The 16,425-nt window shown below is 65.8% G+C and carries 21 protein-coding genes; 14 read left to right on the forward strand and 7 right to left on the reverse strand.

Features of this window, described 5'->3' with window-relative positions; translation table 11 throughout:
* Positions 1–22: 22 nt before the first annotated feature.
* The 6 genes from AC1D3B_RS31860 to AC1D3B_RS31885 all read left to right on the forward strand — a co-directional run bounded on the left by AC1D3B_RS31860 (position 23) and on the right by AC1D3B_RS31885 (position 4,595).
* Positions 23–1,066, forward strand: a complete 1,044-nt coding sequence (locus AC1D3B_RS31860) for an amino acid ABC transporter substrate-binding protein (protein ID WP_478194674.1) — start codon at positions 23–25, stop codon at positions 1,064–1,066.
* Between the two features lie 9 nt (positions 1,067–1,075).
* Entirely contained in the window at positions 1,076–2,023 is a 948-nt protein-coding gene (locus AC1D3B_RS31865) for an ABC transporter permease subunit (RefSeq protein ID WP_478194675.1), read from the forward strand.
* The gene (locus AC1D3B_RS31870) at positions 2,020–3,135 is read left to right on the forward strand and encodes an amino acid ABC transporter permease (protein WP_478194676.1); all 1,116 of its coding nucleotides are present in this window, start codon (positions 2,020–2,022) and stop codon (positions 3,133–3,135) included. Before AC1D3B_RS31865 ends, AC1D3B_RS31870 begins: the two co-directional genes overlap by 4 nt.
* A gap of 8 nt (positions 3,136–3,143) precedes the next feature.
* Positions 3,144–3,902 (forward strand): amino acid ABC transporter ATP-binding protein, encoded by a 759-nt coding sequence (locus AC1D3B_RS31875; protein ID WP_478194677.1) that lies wholly within the window; start codon positions 3,144–3,146, stop codon positions 3,900–3,902.
* A 100-nt stretch (positions 3,903–4,002) separates the two neighbouring features.
* Positions 4,003–4,266 (forward strand): ribbon-helix-helix domain-containing protein, encoded by a 264-nt coding sequence (locus AC1D3B_RS31880; RefSeq protein WP_478194678.1) that lies wholly within the window; start codon positions 4,003–4,005, stop codon positions 4,264–4,266.
* On the forward strand, positions 4,263–4,595 hold the full coding sequence (locus tag AC1D3B_RS31885) for a type II toxin-antitoxin system RelE/ParE family toxin (protein ID WP_478194679.1): 333 nt from the start codon (positions 4,263–4,265) through the stop codon (positions 4,593–4,595). Before AC1D3B_RS31880 ends, AC1D3B_RS31885 begins: the two co-directional genes overlap by 4 nt.
* An 87-nt stretch (positions 4,596–4,682) precedes the next feature.
* On the opposite strand, the gene AC1D3B_RS31890 is transcribed toward AC1D3B_RS31885, so the two are convergent.
* Positions 4,683–5,564, reverse strand: coding sequence for an alpha/beta hydrolase (locus AC1D3B_RS31890; protein WP_478194680.1), 882 nt, complete (start codon positions 5,562–5,564; stop codon positions 4,683–4,685).
* The gene (locus tag AC1D3B_RS31895) at positions 5,561–7,087 is read right to left on the reverse strand and encodes a flavin-containing monooxygenase (protein WP_478194681.1); all 1,527 of its coding nucleotides are present in this window, start codon (positions 7,085–7,087) and stop codon (positions 5,561–5,563) included. The genes AC1D3B_RS31890 and AC1D3B_RS31895 overlap by 4 nt, the downstream gene beginning before the upstream one ends.
* A gap of 100 nt (positions 7,088–7,187) precedes the next feature.
* Between AC1D3B_RS31895 and AC1D3B_RS31900 the strand changes: the two genes are divergently transcribed.
* Positions 7,188–8,216, forward strand: coding sequence for an AraC family transcriptional regulator (locus tag AC1D3B_RS31900; protein WP_478194682.1), 1,029 nt, complete (start codon positions 7,188–7,190; stop codon positions 8,214–8,216).
* 18 nt (positions 8,217–8,234) lie between these two features.
* On the opposite strand, the gene AC1D3B_RS31905 is transcribed toward AC1D3B_RS31900, so the two are convergent.
* On the reverse strand, positions 8,235–8,858 hold the full coding sequence (locus AC1D3B_RS31905; protein ID WP_478194683.1) for a CinA family protein: 624 nt from the start codon (positions 8,856–8,858) through the stop codon (positions 8,235–8,237).
* A gap of 165 nt (positions 8,859–9,023) precedes the next feature.
* On the opposite strand from AC1D3B_RS31905, the gene AC1D3B_RS31910 reads away from it, so the two are divergent.
* Both AC1D3B_RS31910 and AC1D3B_RS31915 read left to right on the forward strand, forming a co-directional pair.
* Positions 9,024–9,602, forward strand: coding sequence for an NnrU family protein (locus AC1D3B_RS31910; protein ID WP_478194684.1), 579 nt, complete (start codon positions 9,024–9,026; stop codon positions 9,600–9,602).
* A gap of 191 nt (positions 9,603–9,793) precedes the next feature.
* Positions 9,794–10,300 (forward strand): hypothetical protein, encoded by a 507-nt coding sequence (locus AC1D3B_RS31915; protein ID WP_478194685.1) that lies wholly within the window; start codon positions 9,794–9,796, stop codon positions 10,298–10,300.
* Positions 10,301–10,307: 7 nt separating this feature from the next.
* Here the strand turns inward: AC1D3B_RS31915 and AC1D3B_RS31920 are convergent, their stop codons facing one another.
* From AC1D3B_RS31920 to AC1D3B_RS31935, 4 genes are all read right to left on the reverse strand, one after another.
* Positions 10,308–10,709: a VOC family protein gene (locus tag AC1D3B_RS31920; protein ID WP_478194686.1), complete on the reverse strand. Its 402-nt coding sequence runs from the start codon at positions 10,707–10,709 to the stop codon at positions 10,308–10,310.
* A gap of 30 nt (positions 10,710–10,739) precedes the next feature.
* Positions 10,740–11,213 carry an NUDIX hydrolase gene (locus AC1D3B_RS31925; protein ID WP_478194687.1) on the reverse strand — a complete coding sequence of 158 codons (474 nt, stop codon included), beginning with the start codon at positions 11,211–11,213 and terminating at the stop codon, positions 10,740–10,742.
* Positions 11,214–11,274: 61 nt separating this feature from the next.
* Positions 11,275–11,565: a DUF1330 domain-containing protein gene (locus AC1D3B_RS31930; protein ID WP_478194688.1), complete on the reverse strand. Its 291-nt coding sequence runs from the start codon at positions 11,563–11,565 to the stop codon at positions 11,275–11,277.
* A gap of 88 nt (positions 11,566–11,653) precedes the next feature.
* Complete coding sequence (locus tag AC1D3B_RS31935; protein WP_478194689.1) at positions 11,654–11,893, reverse strand: hypothetical protein; 240 nt, start codon at positions 11,891–11,893, stop codon at positions 11,654–11,656.
* Between the two features lie 217 nt (positions 11,894–12,110).
* Between AC1D3B_RS31935 and AC1D3B_RS31940 the strand changes: the two genes are divergently transcribed.
* From AC1D3B_RS31940 to AC1D3B_RS31960, 5 genes are all read left to right on the forward strand, one after another.
* Positions 12,111–12,206 carry a BBE domain-containing protein gene (locus AC1D3B_RS31940; protein WP_478194690.1) on the forward strand — a complete coding sequence of 32 codons (96 nt, stop codon included), beginning with the start codon at positions 12,111–12,113 and terminating at the stop codon, positions 12,204–12,206.
* A 204-nt stretch (positions 12,207–12,410) separates the two neighbouring features.
* A complete protein-coding gene (gene katG / locus AC1D3B_RS31945; RefSeq protein WP_478194712.1) occupies positions 12,411–14,585 on the forward strand; it encodes a catalase/peroxidase HPI in 2,175 nt (724 codons plus the stop codon).
* A 130-nt stretch (positions 14,586–14,715) separates the two neighbouring features.
* The gene (locus tag AC1D3B_RS31950; protein ID WP_478194691.1) at positions 14,716–14,946 is read left to right on the forward strand and encodes a hypothetical protein; all 231 of its coding nucleotides are present in this window, start codon (positions 14,716–14,718) and stop codon (positions 14,944–14,946) included.
* Positions 14,947–15,152: 206 nt separating this feature from the next.
* Entirely contained in the window at positions 15,153–15,821 is a 669-nt protein-coding gene (locus AC1D3B_RS31955; protein ID WP_478194692.1) for a glutathione S-transferase family protein, read from the forward strand.
* 3 nt (positions 15,822–15,824) lie between these two features.
* Positions 15,825–16,415, forward strand: coding sequence for a chemotaxis protein CheB (locus AC1D3B_RS31960; RefSeq protein WP_478194693.1), 591 nt, complete (start codon positions 15,825–15,827; stop codon positions 16,413–16,415).
* Positions 16,416–16,425: the final 10 nt, after the last annotated feature.

Consider the following 16,425-nt stretch of genomic DNA (forward strand, 5'->3'; position numbering starts at 1 on the left):
CGACATCCCGAGGACCCACACCATGCCCCCATCGCACGCCTTCCGCCTGGCACTGGCCAGCCTCCTGCTCGCCACCGGCCACGCCGCCTTCGCACAAGCACCCGCGGCGCCGGCACCGGTGTCCTCACCCACGCTGGCGGCGGTCAAGGCGCGCGGCGTGCTGAACTGCGGCGTGATCGGCAGCTCGCCCAACTTCTCGCTGCCCGACAGCACCGGTGTCATGCGCGGCCTCGATGCGGACCTGTGCCGTGCAACGGCCGCCGCGGTGCTGGGCGATGCGAACAAGGTGAAGTTCACCAACCTCACGCCGGCCCAGCGGCTGGTGGCGGTGCAGTCGGGCGAGGTGGACCTGTCCTTCTCGCAGATCACCTGGACGCTGGCGCGCGAATCCAAGTCGGGCGTGCAGTTCACCGGCACCTATTTCTTCGACACCTACGGCGTCATGGTGCCCAACGCGTTGAAGGTGGCCAGTACCTCCAAGCTCAACGGCGCCAGCATCTGCATGATTACCGGGCCCGGCGAGACCAACGCCGCCGAGTACTTCGGCAAGATCAAGGTGCGCTACAAGCCGGTGCCCTTCTCCGAGGGCGAGCAGATGCGCAAGGCCTTCCTGGCGAAGCGCTGCGACGCCATCTTCCACAGCCTGTCGGCGCTCGCCACGTTCAAGGGCACGCTGGGCGCGCAGGCGGCCGACTACCAGTTGTTGCCCGAGACGCATGCCCGCGAGCCGCTGGCCGGCGTGGTGCGCAAGGGCGACGACCGCTGGTTCGACATCGTTCGCTACACGCTCAACGCCATGATCAATGCCGAGGAGCTCGGCGTGACTTCGCAGAACATGAAGAGCTTCGCCACCTCGGCCGACCCCGACGTGAAGCGCCTGCTGGGCGCCGAAGGCGACCTGGGCCCTTCGATGGGCCTCGACAAGGAATGGGCGGCCAACGTCATCGCGCAGGTGGGCAACTACGGCGAGACCTTCGACCGCGCCTTCGCCGCCAGCGGCATGCCGCGCGCACAGAACCGGCTCGCCGAAAAGGGCGGCCTGCTCTACGCCGTGCCGATGCGCTGAAGCGCCCGCATGAACCGACCCGCACCGCCGGTCCGCTGGAACTGGGGCGCCGTCCTGCGACAGGCCTTGGCCTTTGCAGCGCTGGCGGCGTTGCTGGTGCTGATGTTCCGGGTGACCGGGGCCAACCTGCATGCGCGCGGCGTGCACACCGGTTTCGACTTCCTTGGCAAGCCCGCGATCACGCCGGTGTTCAATTCGCCGCTCGCGTTCCGGCCCGGCGTCGACACCTTCGCCACGGCCTTCGTGGCCGGCGCGCTCAACACGCTCAAGCTCACCGCCGCATGCATCGTGCTGTCCACCCTCATCGGCCTGCTGGTGGGGCTGGGCGCGCTGGCGCACAACCCGCTCGCGCGCTCGCTGGCCAAGGGCTACGTGGAGCTGATGCGCAACATCCCGGTGCTCCTCCACATTGCCTTCTGGTATGGGCTGCTGCTGGAATTGCCGGCCGCATCGGACGGCGCGGGCTCGCTGCTGCTGGCCAGCAACCGCGGCATCTTCCTGCTGCCCACGGTGGATGGCCTGGACGTGCAGGGTGTGGTCTCGATGTCGCCCGAATTCGCGGCGCTGCTCATCGGCATCTCGCTCTACACGGCGGCCTTCATCGCGGAAATCGTGCGGGCCTCCGTCGGCGCCCTGCCCCGCGGCCAATGGGAGGCCGCGTCGGCGCTGGGCCTTTCGCGCGCCGCCGTGCTGCGCCGCGTGCTGGGGCCGCAGGCGCTGCGCGTGGGCCTGCCGCCGCTGTCCAGCGAGTACATCGGCATCTTCAAGAACAGCACGCTGGCAGTAGCCATCGGCTACCAGGACTTCATGGCCGTGAGCGAAACGATGCTGACCGACACCGGCCAGGCGATGGAGATCATGGCCGTCGTCATGCTGTTCTACGCCTGCGTGAGCCTGCTCGTGAGCGCGGCGATGCACGCCTTCGAGCAGCGTCAGCGGCGATGGGGTTTCGCGTGACTCGTTACCTGGCCAGTTCCCGCATCGAGGCCGCGCCGCCGCCCGCGGCGCAGCGCGACTGGATGCATCGCACGAAGGCCGGGCTCTTTCCGACGCGGGCCACGGGCGCCGTCACGCTGGTGCTGGCAGTTCTCTTCCTTGCGTTCGCCTGGAAGCTCGTGGACTGGGGTCTGCTCCACGCGGTGTTCGACACCCGCGGCCAGGGCCCCGATGCCTGCCGCGTGGCGGGCGCCGGGGCCTGCTGGGCAGTCATCGGCGAGAAGTTCCGGCTCATCGTCTTCGGCATCTATCCGTATGCCCAGCAGTGGCGCGCGGCGCTGGCCATGGCGATCCTGGTGGTGATGTACGTGCTCTCCACCCGGCGCAGCTGGTGGAACAGGCGCCTGGCCGTCGCCTGGGCCGTGGCGCTCGCAGCCTTCGGCACGCTCATGTGGGGAGGGATCCCCGGCCTGCCCTATGTGCCCGACGACCAGTGGGGCGGCTTGCCGGTCACGCTCATCCTCGCCACCCTCGGCCTGGCGGCGGGGTTTCCGCTGGCGGTGGCACTGGCGCTGCTGCGCCATTCCAGTCGCCCCGGTGTGGGCAAGGCGCTGGCCGTGGCCTACATCGAGGTCGCGCGCAGCGTGCCGCTGCTCGCGGTGCTGTTCCTGGCCAGCGTGATGATCCCGCTCTTCCTGCCGCAGGGCACCGACCTGTCCAAGCTCTTCCGCGTGTTCGTGGCCTTCTCGCTTTTCACCGCCGCCTATCTGGCCGAAGTCATCCGCGGCGGGCTGCAGGTGGTGCCGCGCGGCCAGTACGAAGCGGCGGCGGCGCTCGGACTGAGCCCGCGGGTGACCACCCTGCGCGTGGTACTGCCGCAGGCGCTCACCGCGGTGCTGCCGGCGCTGGTCAACGTGTTCATCGCCTTCTTCAAGGCCACCTCGATCGTGGTGATCGTGGGCATCTTCGACTTGATGACGGCCGCGAAGCGTGCCATTGCCGATGCGCAGTGGCAGGGTTTCGGCACCGAGATCTACCTCTTCGTCGCTGCGATCTACTTCGTCTTCTGCTTTGCCATGTCCCGCTACAGCGCGAGCCTGCATGCCTCACTCGATGCGGGCCGGCGCTCCTGAGACTGCCCATGTCCGAGATGCTGCCCTCCTCGCCTCCGATCGTGCACGCCGATGCACTCAACAAGTGGTACAGCGACTACCACGCGCTGCGCGACATCAACCTGGAGGTCGGCGAGGGCGAGCGCATCGTGATCTGCGGCGCCTCGGGCTCGGGCAAGTCCTCGCTGATTCGCTGCTTCAACGGCCTGGAGGGCTTCGACACGGGCCGACTCCAGGTCTGCGGCGTGAACATCAGCCCGGCCCCGGGCGATCTCGCGACAGTGCGCCAGCAGGTCGGGATGGTGTTTCAGCAGTTCAACCTGTTTCCGCACATGACGGTGCTTGAAAACTGCACGCTGGCGCCGACGTCCACCCGCCGAATGGGTGCCCGCGAGGCGAACGAGGCGGCCATGGCGCTGCTGGCGCGCGTGCGCGTCGCCGATCATGCGCACAAGTACCCTGCGCAGCTTTCCGGCGGGCAACAGCAGCGGGTGGCCATCGCCCGAGCGCTCTGCATGCGGCCTCGCCTCATGCTTTTCGACGAGCCGACCTCGGCGCTCGACCCGGAGATGGTGAAGGAAGTGCTCGACACCATGATCAACCTGGCGGGCGAAGGCATGTCGATGGTGTGCGTGACCCACGAAATGGGCTTCGCGCACGAAGTCGCCGACCGCGTCGTCTTCATGGACGACGGACAGATTCTCGAAGTGGCGACGCCTGCCGAATTCTTCGCTTCGCCGCAGCACGAGCGGGCCCGGGCTTTCCTCGGCGACGTGCTTCGCCACTAGACGACGGTCGAAGCGTGTCAGGTCGATGCGCTCCTTGCGCGGGGTCCACCTGGCGCGACCGGTTCTTGCCAAATTTTGCCAAACTGCCTAAGCTCGTCCCATGAGCACCATGAACATATCCCTTCCGGACGCCATGAAGTCGTTCGTCGATGAGCAGGTGGTCGAACGCGGTTATGGCACCAGCAGCGAATATGTGCGCGAACTCATTCGCAAGGACCAGCAAAGGCTCCAACTGCGCAGCCTGCTTCTCCAAGGAGGCCTCTCGGCACCTGCCGCCCCGGCCGACAAGGCCTACTTCGAGGGCCTGCGCCAACGGGTTCGCGACGCGGGCAGCAAGGCAGTCCGGGTTGGCGGCAAAAGGTGAAGTCGAAAACCGTTGTCCCACGAGAACAGGCAACCCGAGACATTGACGATGCCCTCGCCCACTACCTGAGCGAGGGCGCGCAAGGCGCCGCACTCGGCTTCATCGACGAACTCGAAACTGCCTACACGCACATCGGCCGGCACCCCGGCACGGGGTCCATACGCTACGCGCACGAACTCACTCTGCCAGGGCTGCGCTTTTGGCCATTGACTCGCTTCCCACACCTGGTGTTCTACTTCGAACAGGCAGACTGCATCGATGTCTGGCGTGTACTACATGGCCAGCGCGATGTCCCGGCCTGGATGCAGGCGCCGGAGGTCGACCCCTGAGCTGCGATGGCTGCAGGGGCGCAACCTACCGTAGCGAACCACGGAATCCGCCACCTCACCAGGCGGTGCGGCCGCGCCTGCCTTTCGTCAGACGGCCACGTGCTTTCGCAAGAACGCGAGTTGGGTGTGCACGTTCTCGTCGAGGTACTCGCCGTAGTAGGGCTGAAAGTGATCCGAGGCGTGCAGCGTGAACTCGCCCTTCGGCATGCGTCCGGCCGCTTGGCGCGCCGCCTGCGCCGAGACGATGCTGTCCTTTGAACCCGCGATCACCAAGGTCGGCACCTGCACCCGGCGGGCGCTGCGGATCGGGTTGTAGCGTGGAATCTGCAGCGCCACGCGCGCCAGCACCTTGTTTTCCCACGGCACGTCGACGATCGCCTTCAGTTCCTCCATGCCACCCCAGGCCTCGGGGCCGGTCAGCACGGCGAAGTCGCCCGGACGACCGGCCACGGGCAGGTAGTGCGGCCTACCGAACAGGCTGCCGACCAGGTCGCGCAGGCCCGCGAGGGTGAGCTTCAGTATCTTCAGCACAGGCATACCCGCGACGGCACCCAGTCCGCTCACGAGCGGGTGCCCTGCGATGACGGCGGCGATCCGGTGTCCGCGCGCCGCCATGCACACCACATGGCCACCGGACAGTGAGGTGCCCCACAGCACCACGCGCTCCGCATCGACCACCTTCAGCGTCTTCACGTGCCGGATGGCCGCGTCCCAGTCCTTCAGGTGGCGGAATGGGTCCACCCAGTGGCGCGGCTGGCCTTCGCTGTCGCCGAAATTGCGGTAGTCGAACAGATACACGGCATAGCCGGCCTCGACGAAGCGCTCCGCATGTGGCATCAGCATTGCCCGAACGCCGGCGAAGCCATGGGCCATCACGATGACCGGCGGGCGTTCACTCCGGCTCGGCAGCAGCAGGGTGCCGGCGCATCGCAGGCCTTCGCTTTCGAACGAGGAATTGATGCTATTCATCGAATCGCTCGCACTCGGGCGCCCACGGAGACCGGTGCAACGCGCAGCGCTGCCCCCCGAGCAGGTTGCACGCTGCCGAACTCCAGCGCGGCATCCTCAACCGGCTCCTTGAGCAACATCACATGGTCTTTCTCCGGGTTGTGCAGGATGCGCCACGGCAGGCTGCGGCCCTGGCGCGGCAGCATCGCCGAGCCGCGCTGCGCGTAGCCCGACTGCAGCTCGGCAACGATCGATTCGTCCTGCACCTGCCCCTGCGGAGCACGCGGGGTCACGACGTCCAGGCCTTTCTTGTCCATGTGCTTGAGCAGCCGGCAGATGTAGGCCGCGGCCATGTCCACCTTGAGCGTCCAGGACGCATTGATGTAGCCGAAGATCCACCCCATGTTGGGAATGTCCTGCAGCAGCACGCCCTTGTAGGTCATCAGTTCGTTCACCGCGCAGACCTTGCCATCCACGCGCAGTTCCATGCCGCCGAAGGACTGGATCTGCAGGCCAGTGGCCGTCACGATGATGTCGGCCTCCAGTTCCTTGCCGGACTTCAGGCGAATGCCGTTTTCGGTGAAGGTGTCGATGCTGTCGGTGACGACGGAGGCCTTGCCCGCGCGAATCGCCTTGAACAGGTCCGCATCGGGCACGGCGCACAGACGCTGGTCCCAGGGCTTGTACGTCGGCGAGAAGTGCGTCATGTCGAAGTCCTGCCCCACATGCTTGCGCACGCCGGCCAACAGCAGCCGGCGCATCTGCGCGGGCCAGCGCTTGGAGACCTTGTAGATCACGCGCGCCAGCAGCAGGTTGCGCCGGCGTGCCATGCCGAAGACCCAACGATCCGGCAGCACGCGCCGCAGCACCTCGGAAATCTTGTCGTAGGACGGCAGTGAGAACACGTAGCTGGGCGAGCGCTGCAGCATCGTGATGTGGGCAGTCTGGTCGGCCATGCTGGGCACCAGCGTCACCGCGGTGGCGCCGCTGCCGATCACGACGACTCGCTTGCCGCGGTAGTCGAGCTTTTCCGGCCAATGCTGCGGATGAACGCTCTGCCCCTTGAAGCGCTCGATGCCGGGGAAGCTCGGCAGATAACCAGCGTCGTGGTTGTAGTAGCCGGTGCAGCTCACCAGGAAGGTGCAGGTGAAGGTGACGGTCTCGCCGCTCTCTTCGTCGATCGCACTGAGCGTCCAGCGCTTTTGCTCGCTGGACCAGGAGGCCTGGGTGGTCTTGACGCCGAAGTGGATCTTCTTGTCGACGCCGAACTCGCGCGCCGTATTGCTGACGTACTCGCGGATCGCTGGGCCGTCCGCCAGCACCTTCAGTTCATGCCAGGGACGCAGCCGATAGCCGAAGGAGAACATGTCCGAATCGGAGCGGATGCCAGGGTAGCGGAACAGGTCCCAGGTACCGCCGATGGCCTTGCGCCGCTCCAAGAGGCCCACGCACTTGTCGGGACATTCGTTCTGCAGATGGCAGGCCATGCCGATGCCGGACAGGCCGGCACCGATGATGAGTACGTCGTAGTGTGTTGTCTCCATGTTCTTTCGCCTTTGTGGGTAGTCATTGGGTGCCTGAAGTATTCCGGGCCAGCGACTTCTCTTCTTGACATGGCGAGACTTCTATTTGACATTTCGAGACATGACAGCCATGGTTCGCGCGAGGGGTCTGCAGGGCTACGTGGCCCTCATGCGCAGCCTGGATCACGACGCAGGCACCCTCCTCCGGCGCTACCGGATCTCACCGGAATCGTTGACGGACGAGGACGCGCTGGTCTCGCTGCGCGCGGGCGTTCATCTATTGGAGGACAGTGCCGTCGAGACCGGCTGCGCCGACTTCGGGCTGCGCCTCTCACGGATGCAGGATGTCGGCGTCCTTGGCCCGCTGGCCATCGTCCTGCAGAACGCACCCACCGTCCGCAAGGCATGGGACTACGTATCGCACCACATGTTCGTGCACAGCCCCGGGCTGGTGGTGGGCGTGCACGACCGAAGCTCGTGCGTCGAAGGTGCCGCGGAGATGAGCTTCGAACTCCGACTGGTACGGTTGCCGGCACAGCGGCAGACGATCGACCTGTGCCTGGGCGACATGCATCAGATCACGCGCCTGCTCGCTGGCCCGAGCTACCAGCTGCGTGCCGTCTCGCTGCCGCATGCGCCGCTGGCGCCACTGGCCGTCTACAAGCGCCACTTCGACGGCGCGCCGGTCTTCACGGAGCAGCCGCGCGCTGCCTTGCACCTCAGCAGGGAAACGCTGGATGCCGACCTGCAGAATGCGAATCCTGCCTTGCGGCAGATCACGGAAGACTACCTGGCGAGACACTTCCGCGTTCCCGGAGAAAGTGTTTCGGCGCGCGTGCGCCTGGCCTTGCGCCGCACCCTCGGCGCCCCGGGGGGCAGCAAGACCGATGTCGCCGGGCTGCTTGCCATTCACCCGCGCACGCTGCAACGCCACCTGACGGCCGAAGGCACCACCTTCGAGATCCTTCGCGAGGAAACCCGCAAGGAGGCCGCGCTTCACTACTTGCGCGAGACGAATATGCCGCTGGGGCAACTCGCCGACGTCCTGGGTTTCTCGGAGCAGTCGGCGATGACTCGGTCCTGCCGGCGCTGGTTCGGCGCCCCCCCCTCGGCGTTGCGCCGCATAGCCGATACCGCCCTCGACCCTTAAGCGTCATGGCACACCTTTTCAGGTGCGCTGGGCGAGCAATGCCTCTTCAAGCATCAGCAGCAGATGGCGCGCGAACAAGTCCATGTTCGCGGCGCGGTCATCGCTGGCGGTCTCGATCGTCCTGCTCCGCGTGATCGCGCCGACGACGGCGATGCACACGTGGCCCGGCGCATCGCCATACGGACTGCCCGAGGGGCCGGCCGCGCCGCTTTCACTGATGCCCCACGATGCGCGATGGCTGTCGCGGACCTTGCCTGCGACCATGAGGGCATAGGGCTCGGTTTCCCCACGCATGCCTGCGACGTCGTCCGGCGTCAGACCGAGCAGGGCCTTGCCGGCGCGCCTCGAGTAGACGACCGCACCACCAAGGAAGAAGACCGAGGCGCCCGGCACCGCAAGCAGGGCGGCCGACACGAGGCCGCCCGCCGACGATTCCACGACCGCAATCGTTTCCTTGCGCGTTTTCAATACGGCGCCCACGCGCTCTGCGAGGCTCGCGAGCGACGGCAGGCCGGCGTCTTCGGTGCGGCCGTCCGACACGGCCGAGGCATAGTGGCCGCCGATGCGAATTTCGCCTTCGAAGCCATGGCCGAGTTCTGCTGCGATCTGGTCTGCGATGTCCTGGCGCGTCGTCGAGGTCATTGGAGTTCCTGGCAAGTGATGCTGCTGGCGTGTACGCAGCGACGGAGAACCGATTGTGGGCCGAGCCGAATGCAGCCGCTCGCCGGTCTTCGTCCGGGTCGGGGATACTTCGCATCCCTGCCCCACGGTCTGCATCGCGCCCCGTCGCGAGGAGAGGTGAAGCTCATGTCCCTTCTTGTCCTGGGTCTCATCCTGTTTCTGGGTGTTCACTCGGTCTCCATCGTCGCACCCGCCTGGCGAGAGGGTCAGATCGCGCACCTCGGCGAACGCGCGTGGAAGGGCATCTACGCCCTCGTCTCACTTGCCGGTCTGCTGCTGCTGATCTACGGCTACGGCCTGGCCCGGCAATCGCCGGTCGTCCTGTATACGCCGCCACCGGCGATGCGTCATGTCGCACTCCTGCTGATGCTGCCCGTGTTTCCGTTGCTGTTCGCCGCCTATCTGCCGGGACGCATCCAACGAACGGCGAGGCATCCGATGCTGCTTGCGGTCAAGCTGTGGGCTGCTTCGCATCTGCTGGCCAACGGCACGCTGGCCGACGTGTTGTTGTTCGGCGGCTTTCTCGCCTGGGCGGTGGCTGACCGCATTTCGGTCAAGCGCCGGACGGTGCAGCACGCGGTGCCAGGCGCGCCGCCCGGGGCCTTGAACGACCTGATCGTGCTCGTCGTCGGCCTGGCAGCGTATGTCGTCTTCCTCTTTTGGGGGCATGCCCGGCTGATCGGGGTCTCGCCGATTGCGTTCTAAGCCATCCTCGGCGAACAGGCGGTTCGGCGGGCGCGAGCGCAATCGCCGCGCCGATGCTCCGCCCGAAAGAACGCGTCTCGCGCAATGCGCCGATTGATTGGTGCACGCCGTTTGTTCTGTTGACAAGCGCCGAAGCCCGCGCAGAATGCCACTCTGATGAGAACTAAAGAACTAACCATCGGAGGACGCCAATGAATGAATTGCTCGAGAGCCAACAACTGATCGTCACCATGACGATCGCCCTGCTCGTGCTCGCCTTCGCCTACTACGCCTTGCGGCGAAACGCCGCCCGGGTCGCGGTGAGGCGCCGCATCGAAGCTGCACGCTTGCGCTCAGGTCACGTCCCGCTCGAAATTCCGACCACGCGCGGCCTCAGTTCCAGCGAGGGGCCGGACACCCTCCCCGAATGGTTCACCCAGGGCGAAGACGCGCACGCGACGGTCGACGAAGCGCCGCGCATGCGACTCCGATATCTCGACGCCCACGGCAAGAAGATGCAGGACGTGCTGCAGGTGGAGCGGCTCGACCTGGAGAAGAGGCTGATCGTCGGCCACACCGGCACGCCGGGCGACGTCCGCAAGATCTTCCTGCACCAGGTGCTGACTGCGCGCAGCGCTGAAACGGGGCAGCGCTTCGACCTCGACACTTGGGTTGAAGCCGTGCGCGTCGCGCGTCGGCGCCGCGGCCTGGCTCGCTAAGTCACGCTCACGGAATCTTTGACGCAACTTCCCAACTGTGGCCAGCGGGGTCGACGAAGTTGGCCGTGCGCCTGCCCCATGGCCTGTCGACCGGCCCTGCCAGCAAGGCCACGCCTCGCGTCTGAAGTGCCTTGCAGACTGCATCAACGTCCGCCACCCACACACTGAGCTGGAAGCGCGAACCCGCGTCCGGCCCGGCCACGGCACCTGGCGCAACGATCTCCCGCGCGTTTTCCGCGCGCAGGAGATTGAGGATCAGGTTCTCGAACCGCATGGCGACGGAATTCTCGTCCTCGAACAAGACCTCGACGCCGAAGACTTCGAGGTAGAAGGCCCTGGCGGCTGCGAGGTCCTCGACGAACAGGCTCATGGCGCTGATGCGCTGCAGACTTTCAGGGCTCGTTGGCATCTGGAAGCTCCAGCATCCTGCAGTCGCCCGTCATTCGGCAAGCACGCGCACGGAAGCGACTTCTGGCAGCGACTCGATGCGACGCCAGTCGAGCGCAAGCAGCACCCTGCTCATGTTCTTGCCGCACCACTCGTCGAGCCGATCCAGTGACTTCCACGCATACGCGTCGACTTCGAGTGTCGGCAATCCCGTGGCGTGATGCGGAAAGCTCGAATGGCAGCGGCAATCATGGACCTGAAACGCGTCCGCTGCGACGCGCAGTGCGAACAGGTGAAGCCGCTTGGCCGGCAGGTAGTCGTACAAGCCGAGATCGTCCAGCGTTTCGGGTTCGAGCACGAGTGAAGTCTCTTCCCAGGCTTCGCGCACTGCAGTCTGCAGGGCCGACTCGCCCGATTCCTGCAAGCCCTTGGGCAAGTCCCAGCGAGAGGTGCCGGTGGCATGGCAGACGAACAGCTCGCGACGGACGTTGAGCAAGACGATCCCACAGGAAACAACCTTGGCCATGTGTACAGCCTGCTGCGACAGAAGCCTGCGACGAAGTCGGCCGAATTCGCCAGGCAGGCGCTCAAGCCCCTTCGATGATCCGGAGGTCCCGGTCGGCCCCGTCGGCGAGCGCGGCCAACGCAACCTGGTAGTCGGGGCTCTCGTGCGTGGCAACGGCCTGCTCGACGCTGCCGAACTCGATGACCACAGTGCGTTCGGTCAAACCGAGTTCGTAGACCTTCGCGGGCAGCCCGCGCGCCAGGAAGCGCCCGCCGCCGGCATTGATGGCAGGGCCCGCCAGCTTGGCGTAGGCCGCCAGCTTGTCGGCATCCTTGACGGCACGGTATGTGCAGATCCAATAGGCGTTTGCCATGGTGAGTTCTCTTTCTCTGCTGCTACGTCATCGAAATGGCCTGAGGCCAACGGGTGGCTCCCGCGATCTCGATCATATTTCGAACTGACTACTGGTGCGGCGGCGGCCACACCGCTCGCGCGCCTCCGCCATTGTGTTCGGCGAGTTGCAGGACGTGAGTGGCCCGCTCGATCGCGTACCGCGCAAAAAGGGCGTCGACAAGGTCTTCCCAGGTCCATGCAGGAGAGGCAGCCGTCGAGTCGTTCATCCCAGCCGTCATCTGCAGCTGGGCAGGCACGGCAATGCCGGCGCGCCTGAGGATCTGGGCCTTTTGTGCTGTTGTAAGCATGGCGTCGATCCTGCAATGAACGCGCCCGTTACTTGAATTGCAGATCCGGCGCGACGCATTCGCGCATCTGGCCCCACGATACCCCTGACGTCAATCCGAGCCAGGGTCGCCAGGTCCACGGATCCAGGTTGCAAAAGCCTCGATGTCTGCTTGCCGCGAGTGCCGCGCCATGGCAACGACGAAAAAGCCATAGCCTGGCAGCGACAGCGGATGCGCCTTGACCAACCTCGCGGCGCTCAAGACCAAGTACGATCCGGCCAACTTCTTTCGCCTCAACCAGAACATCAGGCCGTCGGCGCCAAGGCTTCAATAGGCGAAGCCAAGGCCGAATTCCATCCCCTGAAAAAGCCGGCGTACCCGACAGAGGGGATATGGGATCTTGCCATTGCCGCGACCGCGGTCCGTCAACATGGCAATGCACTATGAAGGCCATAGACAAAGCCTTGCGCTGTTCGCCCGCGTGGCATCCAGAATGCGCAAATCTCAATCAAAGAACAGGAGACTCCCCATGAGCGAGATTCAAGCGGAAGCCAAGTGCCCTTTCCACCACACGGTGGGCCGCGGGACCGGGAATCGTGACTGGTGGCCCAACCAGTTGCGGGTGGACCTGCTTCACCAGCATTCCTCCAAGTCCGATCCGATGGACAAGGACTTCGACTACGCGAAGGAGTTCAAGAGCCTCGACTACGAGTCGCTGAAGAAGGACCTGCGTGCGCTGATGACGGACTCGCAGGACTGGTGGCCGGCGGACTTCGGCCACTACGGGCCCCTGTTCATTCGTATGGCCTGGCACAGCGCCGGTACCTACCGCACCGGCGACGGGCGTGGCGGCGGCGGCCGGGGGCAGCAACGCTTCGCGCCGCTCAACAGCTGGCCCGACAACGTCAACCTCGACAAGGCCCGGCGCCTGTTGTGGCCGATCAAGCAGAAGTACGGCCGCAAGATCTCCTGGGCCGACCTGATGATCCTGACGGGCAATGTGGCCCTGGAATCCATGGGCTTCAAGACCTTCGGCTTCGCCGGTGGCCGCCCGGACACATGGGAACCCGACCAGGACGTCTACTGGGGCAACGAGAAAACCTGGCTCGAAGACAAGAGGTACACCGGCGACCGCGACCTGGAGAACCCACTCGGGGCTGTGCAGATGGGCCTGATCTATGTCAACCCCGAAGGTCCGAACGGCAACGGCGACCCGGTCTCGGCGGCGCGGGACATCCGCGAAACCTTCGCGCGCATGGCGATGAACGACGAGGAAACCGTCGCCCTGATCGCCGGCGGCCACACCTTCGGCAAGACCCACGGCGCCGGTCCCGCGGACCTCGTCGGCTCGTCGCCTGAAGGGACCGACCTGGAAGAAATGGGCATGGGCTGGAAGAGCACCCATGCCAGCGGCATCGCCGGCGACGCCATCAGCAGCGGCCTGGAAGTCACCTGGACCCAGCAGCCGACGAAGTGGACCAACCTCTTCTTCGAGAACCTGTTCAAGTTCGAGTGGGAGAAAGTCAAGAGCCCGGCCGGCGCCGGGCAGTGGCAAGCCAAGGGCGCCCCGGCCGACATTCCGGATGCGCACGACAAGTCGAAGAAGCGCGTGCCGACCATGCTGACCACCGACCTCTCGCTGCGCTTCGACCCGGCCTACGAAAAGATCTCTCGACGCTTCCTCGAGCACCCCGAGCAGCTCGCCGACGCCTTCTCGCGCGCCTGGTTCAAGCTGACGCATCGCGACATGGGTCCGCGCTCGCGCTACCTTGGCCCGGAAGTGCCGAAGGAAGAACTGATCTGGCAGGACCCGATCCCCAAGGTCGATCATCCGCTGATCGATGACAAGGACGCCGCGGCCCTCAAGGCGAAGGTGCTGGCCTCGGGCCTCTCGGTGACAGACCTGGTGCTGACGGCCTGGGCTTCGGCGTCCACCTACCGCGGCTCCGACATGCGCGGCGGCACCGACGGCGGCCGCATCCGCCTGGCGCCACAGAAGGACTGGGAAGTCAACGAGCCGGCCAGGCTGGCCAAGGTGCTCCAGACGCTGGAAGGCATCCAGGGCGAGTTCAACAAGGCGCAGTCCGGCGGCAAGAAAATCTCGATGGCCGACCTGATCGTGCTGGCCGGCTGTGCCGCCGTCGAGCAAGGTGCCAAGAATGCAGGTCAAGGCGCGACAGTGCCCTTCACCCCGGGCCGCATGGATGCGTCGCAGGCACAGACCGACGTAGAGGCCATGAAAGTGCTCGAGCCCGTGGCCGACGGCTTCCGCAACTACCTGAAGAAGGACTATGCGGTTCCCGCCGATGCGCTGCTGATCGACAAGGCCCAACTGCTGACGCTGACAGCGCCCGAGATGACGGTCCTGCTGGGCGGCATGCGCGCGCTGGGCGCCAATGTCGGCGCCACGAAGCACGGCATCTTCAGCCAGAAGGAGCACGCGCTGACCAACGAGTTCTTCGTCCGCCTGCTCGACCTGAACACGACCTGGAAGGCCGTCCCCGGCGAGAACAACCTGTACGAAGGCGTTGATCGCAAGACGAACGAGCGCAAGGGCAGCGCGACGCGCGTGGACCTGGTCATCGGCTCCAACTCGGTGCTGCGCGCGTTGGCCGAGGTCTACGGCAGTTCGGACGTGCAGGAGAAGTTCGTGAAGGACTTCATCGCGGCGTGGACCAAGGTGATGAATCTCGGCCGCTTCGACATCGTCTAGGCGTTCCTCCAATGAGGCCAACGATCGTTGGCCTCCGAAGCCGTGTCCGGGACTTGCCCCGCATGTCCGGACACGGCATATTCGCCACTGACGACGCTACGCCCATACAGATAGCGCGCAGGAGACAACGATGACGGCCAGCTATGTAGAAATACAAGGCGCCCAGGCGGATATTGACCTCTGGGACGGGTTGATCACGGATCAGAACGCCCTCATCGGCGTCATGTTGCAGCGGATGTCCAAGGTCGGATGCACCGATGCAGCATGGCTCGACGAGAGAATCACGGAAGCGGAAAGTATCGAGAATCGCCTGGTTGTGGGACTCGACCGCGCCCAGCGCCGATTGCGGGGTTTGATCTAGGCATCCCGAGCGCTCTATCGGCAGCGTCGCGGTCGCTTCCCTGTTGCCGGCGTGCTCGGGGGTTGCGTGCCCAGGAAGTTGTTCTCGGCTCTCACCAAGGCCAGTGCGGACGTGCGACCCGATCGGTCTGCGAACGGGGCGTGGACCTACACCCACGCACGTGTCGCGAGTGCTAGCTTGGAGCGAACAGAAGCAGGCCTCGCATCATGGCTCCGGCCCCTTTCGTCCTTTACGGCGCCCCAGGTTCAGGTGCAACGCCCGTTCACGCGGCGCTGACGCTGATCGGTGCGGCGGTCAAGGTCGTCGACGTGGCACCCTGGCAAGGCGACAGCGAGCGCACGCGACTGTCCCCGGTCAACCCCATGCGCCAGGTGCCCGTGCTGGTGCTTCCGTCCGGGGAAATCATGACCGAGAGCGCCGCGATGCTGGTCTGGCTCGCCGATCGCTACCCTGAGGCGGCTCTGGCGCCGCACTTCGACGACCCGTCTCGCGCGCAATACCTTCGATGGATGAGCTTCGTCTCGTCCGCCATCTACGCGCTGTACTGGGTGCGCGACGAGCCGTCCCGACTCGCTGAAACCCCGGACGCGCAAGCCACCCTCCTCGACCGCAGCGCAGAGAGAATCGCGCAGTGCTGGCGCATCATGGATGCGCAATTGCCGCGCGACGGCCCTTATCTGCTCGGCGATCGTCTGACCGTGCTGGACCTTTATGTGACCGTGGTGTCGCGATGGCAGCCCCGGCGCCTGCGCTTCTACCGCGAGGCGCCACGCATGGCCGAAGTGGTGCGGCGGGTGGACGCGGAGCCACGCCTGATGGCGCACTGGGCAGCGCGCTATCCGTTCGGCACGGCCTGGGAAAGCGAAGGACCTTGACGTATGCGAGACCTCGTCGTGATCGGCGGCTCGCTCGGCGACATGAAGACCCTGTGCCGGCTCATCGACCGTCTGCCTTCGCCATTCAGGGCACCGATCCTCGCCGTGCTGCACGCCGCATCCGACGGTCCGGCATCGCCCGACAGGATGCTGGCGGACTGCACCGCGATGCCGGTGTCGTTCGGCGCTGATGGGGACGTGATCAAGGCAGGAAGGGTCTACCTGGCGCCTTCCGACCGACACCTTGTCGTGACCTCACCTGGCATCCTCGGCCTCGCGGCAGGCATCCGAGGCCGCGCAGCGCAGCCGGCTGCGGACCATCTGTTCGAGTCTGCAGCCCGGGTGTACGGACCCCGCGTGATCGGCGTTGTGCTGGTCGGCGGCGGGGAGGACGGAGCCGCCGGCTTGCGCGCCATCAATGCGGCGGGAGGGATTGGGGTGTTCCAGGCTGCGGAGGAGACCGTGTTTTCGGGCGATGCGCCGAGTGCGCCGCCTGCCTGGCACTCCCACTCCGCGCACTATCGCCTCCCGCTCGACGACATTGCCGAGCTGCTGCGAAAGCTGATCGACGGCGAGGAAGCCCCGCTCGAATAGCGAGGCGGAA

The sequence above is a fragment of the Variovorax sp. P5_A3 genome (genome assembly GCF_056400665.1).